This window comes from Streptomyces sp. NPDC015661, from assembly GCF_043077765.1.
Lineage (GTDB): Bacteria > Actinomycetota > Actinomycetes > Streptomycetales > Streptomycetaceae > Streptomyces.
On the sequence record NZ_JBIBST010000004.1, the window covers coordinates 431,530 to 449,654 of the forward strand.

General features: G+C 72.1%; 12 protein-coding genes. 9 read left to right on the forward strand and 3 right to left on the reverse strand.

All coding sequences use genetic code 11. The features are described from left to right. Positions 1 to 233 precede the first annotated feature (233 nt). The 7 genes from ACF07V_RS13815 (at position 234) to galE (ending at position 10,210) form a co-directional block, all read left to right on the forward strand. A complete protein-coding gene (locus tag ACF07V_RS13815) occupies positions 234 to 1,025 on the forward strand; it encodes a TIGR03936 family radical SAM-associated protein (RefSeq protein WP_392153971.1) in 792 nt (263 codons plus the stop codon). 235 nt (positions 1,026 to 1,260) lie between these two features. Further along, positions 1,261 to 4,908 carry a ribonuclease E/G gene (locus tag ACF07V_RS13820; protein WP_392153973.1) on the forward strand — a complete coding sequence of 1,216 codons (3,648 nt, stop codon included), beginning with the start codon at positions 1,261 to 1,263 and terminating at the stop codon, positions 4,906 to 4,908. Between the two features lie 244 nt (positions 4,909 to 5,152). Then, positions 5,153 to 5,473 carry a 50S ribosomal protein L21 gene (gene rplU / locus ACF07V_RS13825; RefSeq protein WP_015033583.1) on the forward strand — a complete coding sequence of 107 codons (321 nt, stop codon included), beginning with the start codon at positions 5,153 to 5,155 and terminating at the stop codon, positions 5,471 to 5,473. 13 nt (positions 5,474 to 5,486) lie between these two features. Continuing rightward, positions 5,487 to 5,741, forward strand: a complete 255-nt coding sequence (gene rpmA / locus ACF07V_RS13830) for a 50S ribosomal protein L27 (protein WP_015033582.1) — start codon at positions 5,487 to 5,489, stop codon at positions 5,739 to 5,741. Between the two features lie 107 nt (positions 5,742 to 5,848). Next, the gene (obgE, locus tag ACF07V_RS13835; protein ID WP_392153975.1) at positions 5,849 to 7,288 is read left to right on the forward strand and encodes a GTPase ObgE; all 1,440 of its coding nucleotides are present in this window, start codon (positions 5,849 to 5,851) and stop codon (positions 7,286 to 7,288) included. 272 nt (positions 7,289 to 7,560) lie between these two features. Beyond that, positions 7,561 to 9,207 (forward strand): glycosyltransferase family 2 protein, encoded by a 1,647-nt coding sequence (locus ACF07V_RS13840; RefSeq protein WP_392153977.1) that lies wholly within the window; start codon positions 7,561 to 7,563, stop codon positions 9,205 to 9,207. 16 nt (positions 9,208 to 9,223) lie between these two features. Further along, complete coding sequence (galE, locus tag ACF07V_RS13845) at positions 9,224 to 10,210, forward strand: UDP-glucose 4-epimerase GalE (RefSeq protein WP_351183006.1); 987 nt, start codon at positions 9,224 to 9,226, stop codon at positions 10,208 to 10,210. 105 nt (positions 10,211 to 10,315) lie between these two features. On the opposite strand, the gene ACF07V_RS13850 is transcribed toward galE, so the two are convergent. The 3 genes from ACF07V_RS13850 to ACF07V_RS13860 form a co-directional block, all read right to left on the reverse strand. Next, a complete protein-coding gene (locus ACF07V_RS13850; RefSeq protein WP_392154199.1) occupies positions 10,316 to 11,422 on the reverse strand; it encodes a glycosyltransferase in 1,107 nt (368 codons plus the stop codon). A 62-nt stretch (positions 11,423 to 11,484) separates the two neighbouring features. Next, complete coding sequence (locus tag ACF07V_RS13855) at positions 11,485 to 14,355, reverse strand: CDP-glycerol glycerophosphotransferase family protein (RefSeq protein ID WP_392153979.1); 2,871 nt, start codon at positions 14,353 to 14,355, stop codon at positions 11,485 to 11,487. Positions 14,356 to 14,639: 284 nt separating this feature from the next. Further along, positions 14,640 to 16,199, reverse strand: coding sequence for a DUF6056 family protein (locus ACF07V_RS13860; RefSeq protein ID WP_392153981.1), 1,560 nt, complete (start codon positions 16,197 to 16,199; stop codon positions 14,640 to 14,642). A 260-nt stretch (positions 16,200 to 16,459) separates the two neighbouring features. Between ACF07V_RS13860 and ACF07V_RS13865 the strand changes: the two genes are divergently transcribed. Together ACF07V_RS13865 and ACF07V_RS13870 are read left to right on the forward strand one after the other, a co-directional pair. After that, positions 16,460 to 17,455, forward strand: a complete 996-nt coding sequence (locus tag ACF07V_RS13865) for a glycosyltransferase family 2 protein (RefSeq protein WP_392153982.1) — start codon at positions 16,460 to 16,462, stop codon at positions 17,453 to 17,455. 158 nt (positions 17,456 to 17,613) lie between these two features. Beyond that, a complete protein-coding gene (locus tag ACF07V_RS13870; RefSeq protein WP_392153984.1) occupies positions 17,614 to 18,102 on the forward strand; it encodes a GtrA family protein in 489 nt (162 codons plus the stop codon). Positions 18,103 to 18,125: the final 23 nt, after the last annotated feature.

The window sequence follows — 18,125 nt, forward strand, 5'->3', positions numbered from 1 at the left end:
CTGCCCGGCCCGGGGAACCGAAGGTGGCCCGGGCGCGTACTCTGGGTAGTACAGCGAACGTCCCCGGCGCGGCGCCCGCCCCCGAGATCTCCCCGCGGAAGCGGGGGTGAACCGGGCGGGACCCCTGGGGCAACCCGTACATCTCGTGGACGGCGCGCACCCGCGCCGCCCCGCACCGAGGAGAAGAACCACTGGGCAAGCGACAGCCCGAAGGCCCGCCGCCCGCACCGGCGGTGCAGCGCATCCGACTGCGCTACACCAAGCGCGGCCGCCTCCGGTTCACCAGCCACCGTGACTTCCAGCGCGCCTTCGAGCGTGCGCTGCGCCGTGCCGAGGTGCCCATGGCGTACTCGGCGGGCTTCACCCCGCACCCCAAGGTGTCGTACGCCAACGCCGCCCCGACGGGTACGGGCTCCGAGGCCGAGTACCTGGAGATCGCGCTCACCGAGGCACGCGACCCGGAGACCCTGCGGGTCCTGCTCGACGAGTCCCTCCCGGCGGGCCTCGACATCACCGACGCCGTCGAGGCCCGGACCTCGGGTCTCGCCGACCGGCTCACCGCCTCCGTGTGGGAGCTGCGCCTGGAGGGCGTCCCGGTCGAGGACGCCGAGAAGGCCGTCGAGGCGTTTCTCGCGGCCGAGACGGTGGAAGTACAGCGCAAGACCAAGAACGGAGTCCGCACCTTCGACGCCCGTTCCGCTGTCACCGAGCTGACGGCAGGCCGTGCCCAGGGCGATCCCCAGGGTGATAGGCCGCTGGACAGCGCCTGTGCGATACTGCGGCTGGTTGTTCGGCACGTGACACCTGCCGTGCGACCCGACGACGTCCTGTCCGGTCTCCGAGCTGTGGCCGACCTGGCGCCGCCGGTCCCCGCTGCGGTGACCAGGCTGGCGCAGGGGCTCTTCGACGAGGAGTCCGGCACGGTGACCGACCCGCTCGCGCCCGACCGCGAGGCAGTCACGGCCGCTTCACCCACGGCCGCCGCGACCGCCCCGGCGACGGCGCCGGGTGCCGGTACCGCGTAGGGAGCGGTCGTCGTAGCGCCGCCCTGGTACTCGGGAGCCACCTGGGTCGGGCAGCGCACTGACCAGGAGACTTTCGCCAGGCCGTCCGCACAGGGCGTACGGAACCGGCGAGCCAGACATACAGCTCCCGTGCGGCGCCCGCGCCCCGGACGGCGGCACCGCGCCACTGGCGCGACCGTGCCGCCGGACCGGAACCAGGCGCGGCGCCCGGGAGCGTGACGGGAGAACCGCCCGCATGCTCGAGTCCAACGAAGACACCAACGCCCCCGGTGACAAGCTGCCGCCGCGCCGCAGGCGCCGCGCCGCTTCCCGCCCCGCCGGTCCGCCGGTGACGGGCGCCACCGCCGAGACCCCGGCGGCCGCCGAGGCCCCCGCCGTCGAGACCCCCGCCCCGGCCGAGGCCGAGGCCCCCGCGCCGCGGACCCGCCGCCGCGCCACCCGCAAGGCCACCGCCGCAGCGGTGGAGACCGCGGTCGAGCCGGCCGTGGAGCCGGTCGTCGAGGCCCCCGCGGCCGAGGCCGTCGAGGAGGCCCCCGAGGCCGCCCCCGCCCGCCCGCGCCGCCGTGCCACCCGTAAGGCCACCGCGCCGGTGACCTCCACGGCCGTGGTCGCCGAGGAAGCCGCGGAGCCCGTGGTCGCTGCCGCTCCGGCCGCCGAACCGGTGGTCGCTGCCGAGTCGGAGACGCCTGCCGTCGAGGAGGCCGCCCCGCCGGCCCGTACCCGCCGCCGTGCCACCCGTAAGGCCACCTCGCCCGAGGCGGCCACCGAGGCCGCCACCGGTGAGTCGCTGCCGGCCTCCGCCGTCGAGCAGATCGCCGCCGACGAGGCCGAGGTCGCCGCCGCCGAGACCGCCGCCACCCGTGGCCGCGGCCGCCGCCGCGTCACCTCGCCGCAGTTCACCTCCGAGCCGGCCCCGGCCCGCGAGCCCCGCCGTGCCACGCGCCCGGCCGTCGCCGTCTTCCAGGCCCCGGTCTTCGCCGAGCCGATGTTCCAGACCCCGGAGACCGCCGCCGCGGCCGCCGCCGCCGTGGTCGAGGAGCCGGAGGAGGAAGAGACGGCCGAGGCCGTCGAGACGGTCGAGGCCGTGACGGAGACCGAGCCCGCCGAGCGCGCCGAGTCCGGCTCCCGCCGTCGCCGTCGCCGCCGTGGCGAGCCCGTCGCCGTCGAGCCCGTCCCGGCCACCGTCGCCGACGAGCCCGAGGTCGAGGCCGCCGCCGACGAGGTCGAGGAGGCCGAGGAGGCCGAGGAGACGGACGAGTACGAGGACCGTCCCTCCCGCCGTCGCCGCCGTGGCGGCCGCCGTCGCCGTCGCGGCGAGCTCACCGAGGTCGAGGAGACCGAGGAGGGCGAGGAGCCGCACGCCGAGGACGAGGCCGAGGAGGCCGAGGAGGGCGAGGAGGAGCCCGAGGAGGCCGAGGGCTACGCCGGCGGCTCCAGCAGCTCCCGTCGTCGCCGTCGTCGGCGCCGTCGCAGCGGCGACGCCGCCGCCGAGGCCGAGACGGCCGAGGAGGACGGCGTCCGCACGGTCGTCAAGGTCCGCGAGCCCCGCCCGGCCCGCGAGAAGGCCGAGCCGTCCGACGAGGTCCAGTCCATCAAGGGCTCGACCCGCCTGGAGGCCAAGAAGCAGCGCCGCCGCGAGGGCCGCGAGCAGGGCCGCCGCCGCGTCCCGATCATCACCGAGGCCGAGTTCCTCGCCCGCCGCGAGGCCGTCGAGCGCGTCATGGTCGTCCGCCAGAACGGCGAGCGCACCCAGATCGGCGTCCTGGAAGACAACGTGCTCGTCGAGCACTACGTCAACAAGGAGCAGGCCACCTCGTACGTCGGCAACGTCTACCTGGGCAAGGTCCAGAACGTGCTGCCGTCCATGGAGGCCGCCTTCGTCGACATCGGCAAGGGCCGCAACGCCGTCCTGTACGCCGGTGAGGTCAACTTCGAGGCGCTCGGCATGGCCAACGGGCCGCGCCGCATCGAGACCGCCCTCAAGTCCGGCCAGTCGGTCCTCGTGCAGGTCACGAAGGACCCGATCGGCCACAAGGGTGCCCGTCTGACCAGCCAGGTCTCCCTGCCCGGCCGCTACCTCGTGTACGTCCCCGAGGGCTCGATGACCGGCATCAGCCGCAAGCTCCCGGACACCGAGCGCGCCCGCCTGAAGACCATCCTCAAGAAGATCGTCCCCGAGGACGCGGGCGTCATCGTGCGCACCGCCGCCGAGGGCGCGAGCGAGGACGAGCTGCGCCGCGACGTCGAGCGACTGCAGGCGCAGTGGGAGGACATCCAGAAGAAGGCGAAGAGCGGCAACGCCCCGACCCTGCTCTACGGCGAGCCGGACATGACCGTCCGCGTCGTCCGCGACATCTTCAACGAGGACTTCTCCAAGGTCATCGTCAGCGGCGACGACGCGTGGGAGACCATCCACGGGTACGTCGGCCACGTCGCGCCCGACCTGGTCGACCGTCTCTCCAAGTGGACGAGCGAGGTCGACGTCTTCGCGACGTACCGGATCGACGAGCAGCTCATGAAGGCGCTCGACCGCAAGGTCTGGCTGCCCTCCGGCGGCTCGCTGGTGATCGACAAGACCGAGGCGATGATCGTCGTCGACGTCAACACCGGCAAGTTCACCGGCCAGGGCGGCAACCTGGAGGAGACCGTCACCAGGAACAACCTGGAGGCGGCCGAGGAGATCGTGCGCCAGCTGCGCCTGCGCGACCTCGGCGGCATCGTCGTCATCGACTTCATCGACATGGTCCTGGAGTCCAACCGCGACCTGGTGCTGCGCCGCCTCCTGGAGTGCCTGGGCCGGGACCGGACCAAGCACCAGGTGGCCGAGGTCACCTCGCTCGGCCTGGTCCAGATGACCCGCAAGCGGGTCGGCCAGGGCCTCCTGGAGTCCTTCTCCGAGACCTGCGTCCACTGCAACGGCCGCGGTGTCATCGTGCACATGGAGCAGCCGACCACCGCCGGTGGCGGTGGCGGCGGCAAGCGCTCGAAGAAGCGCGGCCGCGGCGGCGCCGAGCACGTCCACGAGCACGAGCACGCCGAGGCCCTGGAGCCGGAGACGGCGGAGGCCGAGGCCGAGACCGAGGCCGAGGTCGCCGCGGAGCTGGCCGCCCCGGTGGCCGTGCCGGTGCCGATCGCCCCGGACGAGGAGCTGTACGGCTCCGTCGCCGAGGCGGAGGCCGCCGCCACGCGCGGTCGTGGCCGCCGTCGCGCCACCCGCCGGGTGTCGGCGCCGGTCGTCTCGACGCCGGTCGCCCCGGCGCCGGTCGTGGAGACCGAGGCCGTGGTGTTCGAGCCGGCGCCCGTCGCCGAGCCGGTCGCCGAGGCCGTCGTGGAGCCCGAGCCGGTCGTCGAGCCCGTCGTCGAGGAGACCCCGGCCCCGGCCCCGCGTGGCCGTCGCCGCGCCACCCGCCGGGTGACGTCCCCGGTCGTCTCGACCACGGACGCCGCCGCCGAGATCGTCGCCGAGCCGGTCGCCGAGGCCGAGCCCGTCGTGGCGCCGGAGCCGGTGGCCGAGCCGGTCGTCGAGGCCGTCGCCGAGCCCGTCGTCGAGGAGGCCCCCGCGGCCGCCGCGCCGCGTGCCCGTCGCCGGGTGGTCCGCAAGGCCACCGCTCCCGCCGGTTCGCCGGCGGGCGCCGAGGAGGCGGCCGTCGTCGTGGTGACCACGGCTCCCGCCGAGGCCGCCGAGGCGCCGGTCGAGGCCGAGGCGGAGGCCGCGCCGGCCAAGAAGACGGCCGCGCGCAAGACCGCGAAGAAGGCCACGGCCAAGAAGGCCGCCACCAAGAAGACGGCGGCGACCAAGAAGACCGCGGCGAAGAAGACGACCGCCAAGAAGGCCACGGCCAAGAAGGCGGCGGAGAAGACCCCGGCTCCGGCCCAGGACTGATCCACCGGGTGCGGGCCGTCCCTCCACGGGGCGGCCCGCACCCGCTCGGGCGAATTTGACCCCTTGTGGCAGCCGCCCGTAACCTAGACCGTCGGCGTGTCTGATCGATGCGCCGCGCCTCTGAGCACCTCCCTCCCGCTCGCCGGGAGAGGCCGCTCGTCCGATTCCGGAACGCCGCGGGCCCCCGGGCCCGTGTGAGCGGCTGGCTTCAGAGGTTTCGATCCCGAGTGAGAGAGAGATCCGCGTGTACGCCATCGTGCGCAGCGGTGGTCGCCAGCACAAGGTTGCTGTCGGCGACATCGTTGAGGTTGACAAGATTTCCACTGCCAAGGTTGGCGACACGGTCGAGCTCTCGACCCTGCTCGTTGTCGACGGCGACGCCGTGACCAGCGACCCGTGGGTCCTGGCCGGTATCAAGGTCACGGCCGAGGTCGTGGACCACCACAAGGGCGCCAAGATCGACATCCTGCGCTACAAGAACAAGACCGGCTACCGCCGTCGCCAGGGTCACCGTCAGCAGTACACGGCGATCAAGGTCACCGGTATCCCCGCGGCTGCGAAGTAAGAGGGACTGAGACATGGCACACAAGAAGGGCGCATCGTCCACCCGGAACGGGCGCGACTCGAATGCCCAGCGGCTCGGCGTGAAGCGCTTCGGCGGTCAGGCCGTCAACGCGGGTGAGATCCTGGTCCGCCAGCGCGGCACCCACTTCCACCCGGGCTCGGGTGTCGGTCGCGGTGGCGACGACACGCTGTTCGCCCTGCAGGCCGGCGCGGTGCAGTTCGGCACCCACCGTGGCCGCAAGGTCGTGAACATCGTTCCGGTCGCCTGATCGGAACACTTTGCGGAGGCGGACCTCACTTCCCGTACGGGAAGCGGGTCCGCCTTTCGCGTGTTACTAGATAGACATTCCGCACGTAATTCTCTGGAGGCACACCCATGACCACCTTCGTGGACCGCGTCGAGCTGCACGTCGCCGCGGGTAACGGAGGCCACGGCTGCGCCTCCGTCCATCGCGAGAAGTTCAAGCCGCTCGGCGGCCCCGACGGCGGCAACGGCGGCCGCGGCGGCGATGTGACCCTGGTCGTCGACCAGTCGGTCACCACGCTCCTCGAGTACCACCACTCGCCGCACCGCAAGGCGACCAACGGTCAGCCCGGTGCCGGCGACAACCGCTCCGGCAAGGACGGCCAGGACCTGGTCCTGACCGTGCCCGACGGCACCGTCGTCCTCGACAAGCGGGGCAACGTCCTCGCCGACCTCGTCGGCGAGGGCACCACCTTCGTCGCCGGCCAGGGCGGCCGCGGCGGCCTCGGCAACGCCGCGCTGGCCTCGGCCCGCCGCAAGGCCCCCGGCTTCGCGCTCCTCGGCGAGCCCGGCGAGGCCCGGGACATCGTCCTGGAGCTCAAGACCGTCGCCGACGTGGCCCTCGTCGGCTACCCGAGCGCCGGCAAGTCCTCGCTCATCTCCGTCCTCTCGGCCGCCAAGCCGAAGATCGCGGACTACCCCTTCACCACGCTCGTCCCGAACCTCGGCGTGGTCACGGCCGGCTCGACCGTCTACACGATCGCCGACGTGCCGGGCCTCATCCCGGGCGCCAGCCAGGGCCGCGGCCTCGGCCTGGAGTTCCTCCGCCACGTCGAGCGCTGCTCGGTCCTCGTCCACGTCCTCGACACGGCGACGCTGGAGTCCGAGCGCGACCCGGTCACCGACCTGGACGTCATCGAGGAGGAACTCAAGCAGTACGGCGGCCTGGAGGACCGGCCCCGGATCGTCGTCCTCAACAAGATCGACATCCCGGACGGCCAGGACCTCGCGGACATGATCCGCCCGGACCTGGAGGAGCGCGGCTACCAGGTGTTCGAGGTCTCCGCCGTGGCCCGTACGGGTCTCAAGGAGCTCTCCTACGCCCTCGCCGGCATCGTCGCCGAGGCGCGCGCGGCCAAGCCGAAGGAGGAGGCGACCCGGATCGTCATCCGCCCGAAGGCCGTCGACGACGCGGGCTTCACCGTCACGTACGACGAGCACGAAGAGGTCTACCGGGTGCGCGGCGAGAAGCCGGAGCGCTGGGTCCGCCAGACCGACTTCAACAACGACGAGGCCGTGGGCTACCTGGCCGACCGTCTCAACCGCCTCGGCGTCGAGGACCAGCTGATGAAGGCCGGTGCCCGCGCGGGCGACGGCGTCGCGATCGGCTCCGAGGACAACGCGGTCGTCTTCGACTGGGAGCCGACCATGATGGCCGGCGCCGAGATGCTCGGCCGCCGCGGTGAGGACCACCGTCTGGAGGCCCCGCGCCCGGCGGCCCAGCGCCGTCGCGACCGCGATGCGGAGCGCGTCGACCCGCAGCGCGAGTACGACGAGTTCGACCCGTTCTAGCGGGAGGGCTGCGCCGGCCCGGCGGACGGAGTCCGGCGCAGCCGCCCGAAGCCGGTGAGGCCCCTTGGGGCCGAGCCGTGCGAGGGTGGCGGGGGGAGGTTCTGCCCACCGTCTGGAGGCCCCGCGTCCGGCGGCGCAGCGTCGCCGTGACCGGGGGGCTGAGCGCGACGACACGCGCAGCGCGAGTACGACGAGTTCGACCCGTTCCAGCAGTCGCCCGGGAGCTCCCCGACCCCGTCGGAGGGGGCGGGGAGCTCCCGTAGGATCCTGGTGTGAGTAGCGTCCCCCCGCCCGAGACCGCAGGCCGGCTCAGTGTCGTCGTCATCGCCTTCAACGACGAGGAGCTGGTCGCCCAGGCCATCGGCTCCGCGCTCGACCAGGGGCCCGTGGTGGCGGAGGTCGTGGCGGTCGACGACTGTTCGAGCGACGGGACCGCCGCGGTCCTCGACGAGCTCGCCGCCCGGCATCCCCGGCTGCGGGTGGTGCGCCGCACCGAGAACAGCGGCGGCTGCGGAACCCCGCGCAACGACGGCGTCCGCGCCGCCACTTCCCCGTACGTCATGTTCCTGGACAGCGACGACATCCTGCCGGCCGGCGCCGCCGAGGCCCTCGTCGCCGCCGCCGAGCGGCACCGCGCCCCGGTCGCGGTCGGCGTCTGCGTACGGCGTGAACTGCCCGAGGGCCGGGACGTGCGCTGGCAGCCCGCGCTGTACCGGGAGCCGGCCGTCCTGGAGACGCCCGACGAGCTGCGCCCGCTCGTCCACGACACGCTCTGCGTCAACAAGATCTACGACCGGGCCTTCCTCGCCGAGCACGACATCCGCTTCCCCGACGGCCGCTTCGTCTACGAGGACTTCCTCTTCACCGCCCGCGTGTACGCCGCCGCGCCCCGCGTCGCCGTGATCCCCGACACCGTCTACGTCTGGCACGTCCGCCGGGCCGCCGCGCAGCTGTCGATCTCCCTGGACCGCGAGGGCGTCTCCAACTGGCGGTCCCGGATCGCCGCCCACAGCGCGGCCGTCGAGACCCTGGCCGACGCGGGACGCGCGGAGCTCGCCGCCGCCTGCCGCACCAAGTTCCTCGAACACGACCTGCGCATGTACGCCCGCGACCTGCGGCTGCGGGACGCCGGGCACCGCGCCGAATGGTGGGAGCTCACCCGCGCGCACCTGGCCGGCTTCGCGGACGAGGAGATCGCCGCGGCGGCCGCCCCCGCCCGCTGGACCGCCCGCTTCCTGCTGGCCGCGAAGGAGCCGCGCGACCTGCTCCGGCTGTCCCGGCTCACCGCCAACCCGGGCCGGCTGCTCCCGCCGTACGCCGGCACCCGCACCGCCGCCGTCTGGGCGGACGACCTGCCGGAGGCCCGTCTCGACGGCATGGACGAGCTGCCGCTCGACGGGCTGCCGCTCGTCGTGGACGCCGTGCTGAGCACCGGCGGGGGCGGCGAGCTGCGGTTCACCGTCCAGGACCTGTACGGCCGGCTCGCCGAGGCCGGGCCCGTGCGCGCGGAACTCTCCTTCCTGCCGCGCGGCGACGCCGAGCCCGCCCGTACCGAGGAGGCCGGGCTGAGCGCCGTGGCCGGGGCGGACGGCACGGCGGGAGCCTGGACCGCCCGGGTCCCCGTGGGGCTCACCGGGCTCGCCGGATCCGGCCGGCGGCGGGGGCGCGAGGGCGTCCAGCTGTGGGACATCAGCGCCACGGTGACGTGTGCGAACGGTGAGTCGTTCACCACGTCGCTGCGGGCGCCGGACGGTTCGCAGCGGCGTTCGGTGCTTCCGAGCAGCCGGTACGGTGTACTCCTGGTGCAGCCGTACACCACGGCCAACGGTTCGCTGGCGGTACGGATCGCACCCGGCGCACGGGACGGATTCCGGGCGGTCAGGGCCCGGCTCCGTCGGCTTGCCCGCAGTTCACAGTGAAAGGGTTTGGGGCACTATGACTTATCTGATCACCGGCGGCGCCGGATACATCGGCTCCCACGTGGTCCGCGCCATGACGCAGGCGGGCGAGCGGGTCGTCGTCCTCGACGACCTGTCCACGGGCTACGAGTCGCGGGTCCCCGAGGGCGTTCCCCTGGTGGTCGGCTCCACCCTGGACCGTGAGGTCCTGGACCGGACGATCGCGGAGCACGGTGTGACGGGCGTCGTCCACCTCGCCGCGAAGAAGCAGGTCGGCGAGTCCGTCGAGCTGCCGCTGCACTACTACCGCGAGAACGTCATCGGCCTCACGGTCCTCCTGGAGGCCGTCGCGGCCGCGGGCGTGCGGAACTTCCTCTTCTCCTCCTCCGCCGCCGTCTACGGCATGCCGGACGTCGACCTCGTCACCGAGGAGACCCCCTGCCTGCCGATGAGCCCCTACGGCGAGACCAAGCTCGTCGGCGAGTGGCTGGTGCGCGCGGCGGGTGCCGCGCACGGCATCTCGACGGCCTGCCTGCGCTACTTCAACGTGGCGGGTGCGGCGACCCCCGAGCTGGCCGACACCGGGGTCTTCAACCTGGTCCCGATGGTCTTCGAGCGCCTCGACGCGGGGGAGTCCCCGCGGATCTTCGGCGACGACTACGACACGCCCGACGGCACCTGCATCCGTGACTACATCCACGTCGAGGACCTGGCCGACGCGCACCTCGTCGCCGCGCGGAAGCTCGCCGAGTGGGCCGAGGCGGGCGAGCCGCGCGACCTGACGGTCAACATCGGCCGGGGCGAGGGCGTCTCCGTCACCGAGATGGTCCGGCTGATCAACGAGATCACCGGTCACACCACCGAGCCGCTGGTCACCCCGCGCCGTGCCGGCGACCCCGCCCGGGTCGTCGCCGCCGCCGACCGCATCGAGTCGGAGCTGGGCTGGAAGGCCCGTCACGACGTGCGCGACATGATCGAGTCGGCCTGGGCCGGCTGGGTCTCCCGTCGCGGCGCGACCGTCTGACCGAGGACACGGCACAGCAAGGAGGAAGGGCCGGGGAGTCGTACTCCCCGGCCCTTCCCCTGTGTCCGGACGCGTGTGTCCGGTCCCTTGTGTCCGTACGCGCCGTCAGCGCTCCAGGAAGGCGAAGAGCGCCTCCCAGCGGTCGGTGATCTCGTCGGCGGAGTACCGCTTCACGTTCTCGAAGGCGGCGTCGCCCATCCGGTTCCGCAGCTCCTCGTCGGCGATGAGGGTGCTGATGCGGCCGCCGAGCTCGACGGTGTTGCCGAGCCGGGCGAGCAGACCGTCCTCGCCGTCACGGATGATCTCCCGGACACCCGGGGCGCAGTCGAAGGCGGCACAGGGCACGCCCGCCGCCATCGCCTCCAGAAGGGTGATCGGGAAGCCCTCGGCGCGGGACGCCTGCGCGAAGACCGAGGCACCGGAGAGCGCCCCGAGCACATCGCTCGTGCGGCCCATCCATTCCACGGAGTCCTCGATGCCGAGCGTGGCCGCCCGGACGGTCAGGGCCTGCTCCTCGTCGCCCGTGCCGTAGATCCGCAGCTTCCAGTCGGGGTGCCGGTCGGCGATCTCGGCCCAGCTGTCGAGCAGCATGTCGACGCCCTTCTCGTGCGAGAGGCGTCCGATGGAGGCGACGACCTTCGCGGTGCGGGGCGCAGGGGCGTCGGGCATGAACGGCAGGGCGTTCGGCATGTGACCGACGTTGTCCATGCCGGCCCGGATCCAGAGGTCCGCGTCGCCCGGGGTGAGGACGAGCATCCGGTCGACGTCCTGGTAGTACCGCTTCACCCGGGCGAGCCGGGAGGAGGCGGCGCTCGCCGCGTACGACTCGTGGCTCATGCCGATGACGACATGGCCCTTGGTGTCGGCGAGGGAGACCCACTCCATCGCCCACACCTGGGTCACGATGACGACGGCCCCGGGCCGGGCGGCGGCGAACAGCGCCGTCATCCGGTCGGCCCGCTCGCGCATCCCGGCGGCGCGGGCCGTGTGGCGCCGCCGCTCCACCGCGTTGAGCTTGCCCTTGAGGCCGCGCAGCGGCTTCACCTGCGGCGGGTGCGCGTCGTACAGCGTGGTGGTGTCGTACGGCAGCGGCTCGGGGAACTCGTGCTGCCGCCCCGCGGGGGCGGGGGTGATGCCGATGACGTGGACCTTGTGCCCCCGGTCGGTGAACTCCCGGGCCATCTGGTGCGTCCAGGTGGTCACACCGCCCATCTCGTCCACGCTGTTGGAGACGATGAAGATGTCGCGGCCGCCGGACACGGCGGTCTGGTTGGTCACTTACCGCTCCTGGTGAAGAACTTGGCGACGATCTGCCGGGCCGCGTCGCCCCGGTCGTACTCGCTGAACTCCGCGTTGAACCGCCGACGGGCCGTCGCGTACTTGGTGTCGGCCTCGTCCTGGAAGTTGGCGATCACTCCGAAGAGCTCCTCCTCCGTGGCCACGACCGGGCCCGGAGCGTGCTCCTTCAGGTCGAAGTAGGTGCCGCGGTTCTCCGTCGCGTACTCGTCGTAGTCGTACGTGAAGAAGATCATCGGCCGGTCGAGCAGCCCGTAGTCGAACATCACGGACGAGTAGTCGGTGATCAGTCCGTCGGCGAGGGCGAGCAGCGGCGTGATGTCGTGCTGCGTGGACACGTCGATGATCCGGCCGTCGACCGACTCCGGCAGCGTCACGCTGTTCAGGTAGTGCGTCCTGATCAGCAGCGTGTGCGTGTCGCCGAAGCGCTCGGCGAACTCCTCCAGGTCGAAGGGCGGCTTGAAGGCGCGCACCTTGCCGCCGGGGGCGGACCGGAACGTCGGCGCGTACAGCAGCACCTTCTTGTCCGGGTCGAGACCCAGCTCGGCCGCGAGCGGACCGTGCTCCCGCTTGCCGGTCCCGGCCTCCTCGGAGCGCGCCTGGGCGAGCTCGTCGTTGCGCGGGTAGCCGACGGGCAGCAGCACCTCGTCGCGGAGGCGGAAGGCCCGGCCGAGGGTGCGCCGGTCGTGCTCGCCGCGGATGAGGAAGTGGTCGAAGCGGTCCAGGGCGTTCTGGAAGGACTCCTGGGCGGCCAGGGGGCGCGCCTTGGAGTTGGGCTCGTCGAAGCCCATCCGCTTGAGGGCGGTGCCGTGCCAGGTCTGGATGTAGGTGGTTCCGGGGCGCTTGGTGAGGCGCAGCGGGAAGCCCTGGTTGTCGATCCAGAACTCGGCCTGCGCCAGCGCCTTCAGGTACTGCCAGCTCCAGCGCCGGACGAGGGTGGCGTCCTCGGGGAAGCCGGCCGGCGTCGCCCCGGAGTACGACCAGACGGCCTCGAACGCGATGCCCTGGCGGCGCATCTCCTCGTAGATCGCCTTGGGGCTGTCGCTGTACTGCTTGCCGAGGTGGCTCTCGAAGACGACGAGGCCCTTGCGGATCGGGAGCTTGCTGTAGAACTCGTGGTAGACGCGCAGCTTCGTCTCGCCCGAGGTCAGGTCCTTCTTCGCCTTCCGCAGGCGGCGCAGGCTGGTCTTCGCCAGCTGCGCGGAACGCCCGTGCATGGCGCCCTCGATCATCGCCGAGGTGCGCACGGCCGCCTTGCCCTCGGCGGCGAGGACGTACGACAGGTTCCCCTTCTTGGTGATCTCGGGGACCAGGCGGTCCGAGACCAGCGTGGTCAGCCGCGGGCGGACCTTGAGGGCACGGGCGTCGTCGAGGGAGGCGTCGCCGACGGAGACCCGGGTCCGCAGACGCTGGCCGTCGACGGTGAGTATCACGCGGACGTCCCAGACGGCGTCGATGATGCCGAGCGGACGGACGGAGCTCGCGATGTCCGCGGTGCCCTCCCACTCGATCCACTCGCCGGCGTGGCGGAGGGTCGTCACCGGGATGCGGGCGGCCTTGCCGCTGACGCTCCGGCGGGCCGAGATCTCCAGGACGGCGCTGAGCTTCGCGTCCGGGCTGATCCGGCCCAGCGGGTTGACGATGCGTCCGGCGAGCCTGACCACGCCGTCGGTGCTCTCGTACGAGGTGAGGCGGTTGCCGAGGGCGAGGGTGGCGAGCGACCTGGTGTGGAAGCCGCGGGCGGTGACGTCGAGGATGCCGCGTCCCTGCTCGGTGTCCAGGTGGCGGCCGCACCAGTAGATCTGCCCGTCCAGCTCGGCGAGGGGGACGGTGAGGCGGCCCGGGTTGCTGAGCGCCTCGGTGGCCGGGAGCAGGTTCTCCCAGTCCTCCTTGCTCAGCAGATAGGCGCAGATCGCGTGGATCGGCTGGACTTCCTCGTACGCCTGCGGGTCGATGTCCGCGAGGTACGCGTTGGCCAGTTCGGCGAACGCGTGGCGGTACTCGTCGTCGGCGCGCGACAGGTCACGGAAGTGGAGGACCAGGTCGTGCTTGAGGAACTTGATGTCCTTGCGGTACTTGAGCTCGTCGTAGCCCTTGCTCGCGAGCAGCGCGTCCACGCGGCGGTGGATCTCCATGCGGTGCTCGAAGTTGGCGATCTCGTGGCGCCGGTTGCTGATCGACTTCGCGGCGGCGCTCTCCTGCACGTTCCAGTAGTAGACCGTGTTCGGGATGAGCGTGATCCGGCGGGCGGCGACGTAGGCCTGGGCCGAGAAGAGCAGGTCCTCGTAGTGGATGCCGACCGGGAACTCGAGGCCGGACTCCAGGAGGAACTCCCGGCGGTAGCACTTGTTCGTCGACAGGGTGTCGAAGGTCAGCAGGTCCGACAGCTCGGTGATCGAGTCGATCGTCCTGGTCGAGGCGTAGAGCCAGGGGTACCAGGAGGTCTTCTTCTGGTTGCGGCTGTCCAGGTGCACGCGGACGCAGAGGCCGGAGACGATGTCGGAGCCGGTGCTCTCGGCGGCGTCCAGCATGTTGCGGCAGGCGTTGCGCTCGAGCACGTCGTCGCTGTCGAGGAACATGACGTAGTCGCCGGCGCACTGCTGGATGCCGTAGTTGCGGGGCGCGCCGCAGCCGCCGCTGTTCTGCGGCAGCTGGAAGGCCCTGACCCGGTCCGGGTTCGCGGCGGCGAGCGCCTGGGCGACCTCGAAGGTGCTGTCCTTGCTGCAGTCGTCGACGATGACCACTTCGACGGCCTGCAGGGTCTGATCCAGTACCGACTGAACGGCCGTCGGGAGACGCTCTGCGTCGTTGTAGGCGATGACGACCACGGAGACGTCAGGCACTTGCACCTCGATCCACTTGTCTTTCCTCTAGACACACCCAAGCTACCTGGTGTTGTCCACCTGGTTCGCCGCCGCTTCGGGCACGACGGCGGGCCCCGTGTCCCGATCGTTACGGGACGGAGCGGGGCCCGGAGGCAACCATCCGCGCGCGTGAGAGGTCGCCCTCATGGGCGTTCGTTCGGGAGCGGCTGTGCGGACGGCGGCACATGTGGCGAGAACCTACCCCAAAGCTGCTTACTTCCGGCCACTCCAAGTGACAGGCGTCACAGCTTTCCCGGGGGTGTCGTGGGTCATGAACGGCGCAGCCGCTCCACGCCGTAGTAGCGCGCGGCACACTGGGCGACCCAGTCCCGCTGGTACACGGTCGTGAAGAAAGGTTCCGCGAGGCCGCCGATGAACAGGGGGCGATACGTCACATCCGCGCGTCCCGCCGCCGCCTCGGCGCGGATCCGGGCGTCCTGCCGGTCCCAGGCGAGACTCCGCTCCACCGTCCTCGTGGTCAGCGTCCGCGTCGGGTTCACCAGGGCGGCCGTACCCGCGACGGCCACGACCCCCGCGATTCCCGCCGCGACCGCCGCGAGGGCGGACCGGGCTCCGAGCCGCCGCCCGATCCGGTGGCCGAGCCAGGCCCCGTAACCGCAGAGCGCGATCAGGAACGGCACGAGGAAGCTGGTCCACGCGCGCGCGTAGGTCCAGCCGCCCGCTCCGTAACCACCGCGCAGGCCGTACGCGGTCACGAGGCTGCCCAGGGCGATCAGGGGCACGGGGAGAACGGCGATCGTGAGGAGCGCCCCGCGCGGCAGCGCCCCGGGCCCGCCGGCCGCGGGGGCGGACCGGCGGGCCCCGAGGGCCGTCGCCAGGCCGAGGAGCACCCCGGCGGCGAGAGCGCCCACGTACGCCCACTGACCGCCGATCGACTCCCAGATACGGGCCCAGTCGTGGAACGTGGCCCCGATCTCCGACAGGGACAGCGGCCGCTTCGGCTGCTGGGCGCGCCGCCAGCGGGCCCCGGGGGAGACGAACAGCACCACCGAGCCGATGACGAGGCCCACGCACCAGGCGGCGCACCACGTCGAGGCGAAGCGGTCGCGGCAGAGGCGCAGCCGGGGGAGGCAGAGCACACCGGCCGTCGCCGCGAGCAGCCCGGACATGGCGACGAAGGGTTCGCTGAGGGTGCCGGCCGCCGCGCCCATGAGGACCGCCGCGCCGACGGCGACGGACCGGGCCCAGGGCCGGTGGCTGCGGGCCGCCCACACCCCCGAGAGGGCGGCCCAGACGCCGAGGACGCTCGGGAGGGTGTGCGAGATGGTGGCCGGAGCCCAGAGCAGCACCTGGTACGAGCGGGTCCCCCCGAGGAACAGCAGCGCTTCGAGCATCAGGACGGCCGTCGCGGTGGCCGCCACCGGGAACGGCAGGCGCAGGGCGCGCAGCGCCTCCCGGGCGAGGAGGAACAGCCCCACGCCGAGCGTGACGATCAGGAAGGCGGGCAGCAGCTTCGGCCCCCGCATGCCGTCGGAGTAGAGGAGGCCGGTGAGGAAGGCGTTGGTGACGCGCCCGTTCTGGGTGCGGTAGAAGTCCGAGGTGATCCCCAGGGGGCCCATGTCGCGGGCCTTCCAGAGGGCGCACCAGTCGTCCGAGGTGGGGCGTACGTAGACGCCGAGGAAGGCGCCGACGGAGAGCAGCGCCCCGGCGCCGGCGGCGACGGCGAGCGTGATCCAGGGCAGCAGCCGCCGCGGAGCGCCCCGTCGGCCGTCCGTGCCCGCCGCGCCGTCCGTCTCCTCGGTGCCGGTCATTCCGTTCGTGTTCCGCATCCGCGCGTCACCGTGCTCCGAGAGGGTCGTCCTGCTCAACGGTCATCGCTCCAGCCGGCCAAGGTCCGTGACGTGTCGCCCCTATGGGTGACAAATGGGTGAAAAAGTCATGTATATCAATATCTTCCCCGCATGCTTTGCTCCATGGACGACATGCCGACCGGGGGTGGTCACTCGCACGACGCCGGGCAGTCACCGCCCCGCCGTACCGTGGCCGCGCTGCTCGAAGGAGAGTCCGGTGGCGGTCCTTCCATTCCTTCAGGACGTCTTCTCGCCCATCCCTCTGGAGTGACCGTTCCATGACCAGGCTTTCCGTCGTCGTCCCCTGCTACAACGAGGAAGACGTCATCGAGCGGTTCGACACGCGGATGCGACAGGTGCTCGATGCACTCCCGGTCGGATACGAGATCTGTTACGTCGACGACGGAAGCTCCGACGGGACGCTGGGCCAACTGCGCGAGATCGCCGCCCGGCACCCGCAGCGCACCCAATACGCCTCCTTCAGCCGCAATTTCGGCAAGGAGGCCGCCATGCTCGCCGGCCTGCGCAAATCCACCGGCGACGCCGTGGTCATCATGGACGCCGACCTCCAGCACCCGCCCGAGCTGCTCGGCCGCATGCTCGACCTCTACCACCAGGGCCACGACCAGGTGATGGCGCGGCGCACCCGCGAAGGCGACAAGAGGATCCGTACGGCACTCAGCCGTGTGTACTACCGGGCCGTCAACCGCTGGGTGGACGTGGAACTCACCGACGGCGTCGGCGACTTCCGTCTGCTCTCCCGGCCCGCCGTCGACGCGCTCCTCTCGCTGCCCGAGTACAACCGCTTCTCCAAGGGCCTCTTCTCCTGGATCGGCTTCGACACCGTCACGTTCGACTACCAGAACGCCGCGCGCGAGGGCGGCGAGACGAAGTGGAAGTTCAGCTCCCTGCTCAACTACGGCATGGACGGGCTGATCTCCTTCAACAACCGTCCGCTGCGCATCGCCCTCTGGCTCGGCATGATGCTCACCGGCCTCGCCGCCCTCTACGCGGTCTGGGTGACCGTCGCCGCGATCACCCAGGGCGTCACCGCCCCCGGCTACGTCACGCTGGTCGCGATCATCGTGGGGCTCGGGGGAGTGCAGATGGTGATGCTGGGGCTGATCGGCGAGTACATCGGCCGCATCTACTACGAGACCAAGCGCCGGCCGCACTTCCTGGTGAAGGAGACCCACCGCTCCTTCGGCCGCGGGGCCGCCGAGCGGGCCGCCGCCGAACGGATCCGCGTCATGACCGCCGAGCGGGAGCGCTGATGGGCCCGGGGGGCGTGTCCGGTCCGGGCCCGGGAGGCGTGTCCGGTCCCGGCTCGGGAGGCGTGTCCGGTCCCGGCTCCAGGGGCGTGCCCGCTGCCGGCTCGGGGGGCGTGTCCGGTGCCGGCTCGGGGGGCGTGTCCGGTCCCGGCTCGGGGGGCTTGCCCGGTCCACCGGCGAGCACCGTCCCGGCTCCTCCGGCGAGCGCACGGCGGGCCCGGCTCGCCGAGATCTTCCGGTTCGCCCTGGTCGGCGGCGTCAACACCGGGACCTTCTTCGGCTGTTATCTGCTCCTGCACCCGTGGATGCCGTACTTCGCCGCGTACTCCCTCGCCTTCCTCCTCAGCATGATCGGCTCCTTCTTCCTCAACACCTACTTCACCTACCGCACCCGGCCGACGTGGAAGAAGTTCGCCCTCTTCCCGCTCACCAACGTCACCAACTACCTCGTGCAGAGCGTCGGTCTCTACGCCCTCGTCACCTGGGCCGGAACGGACGACAGAATCGCGCCACTCGTCGCGGCCGTCGTCGCCATCCCGTTCACCTACCTGATCTCCCAGCGGATCCTGGTGCCCCGCTCCACCGACCGGCCCGCCGCCGCGGGTCCAGGGAGCGAAACGGACGAGCGGCAGCCCTCCCGGCTCGCGTAGATTGCCTGGCAGCCGCGGCGCGG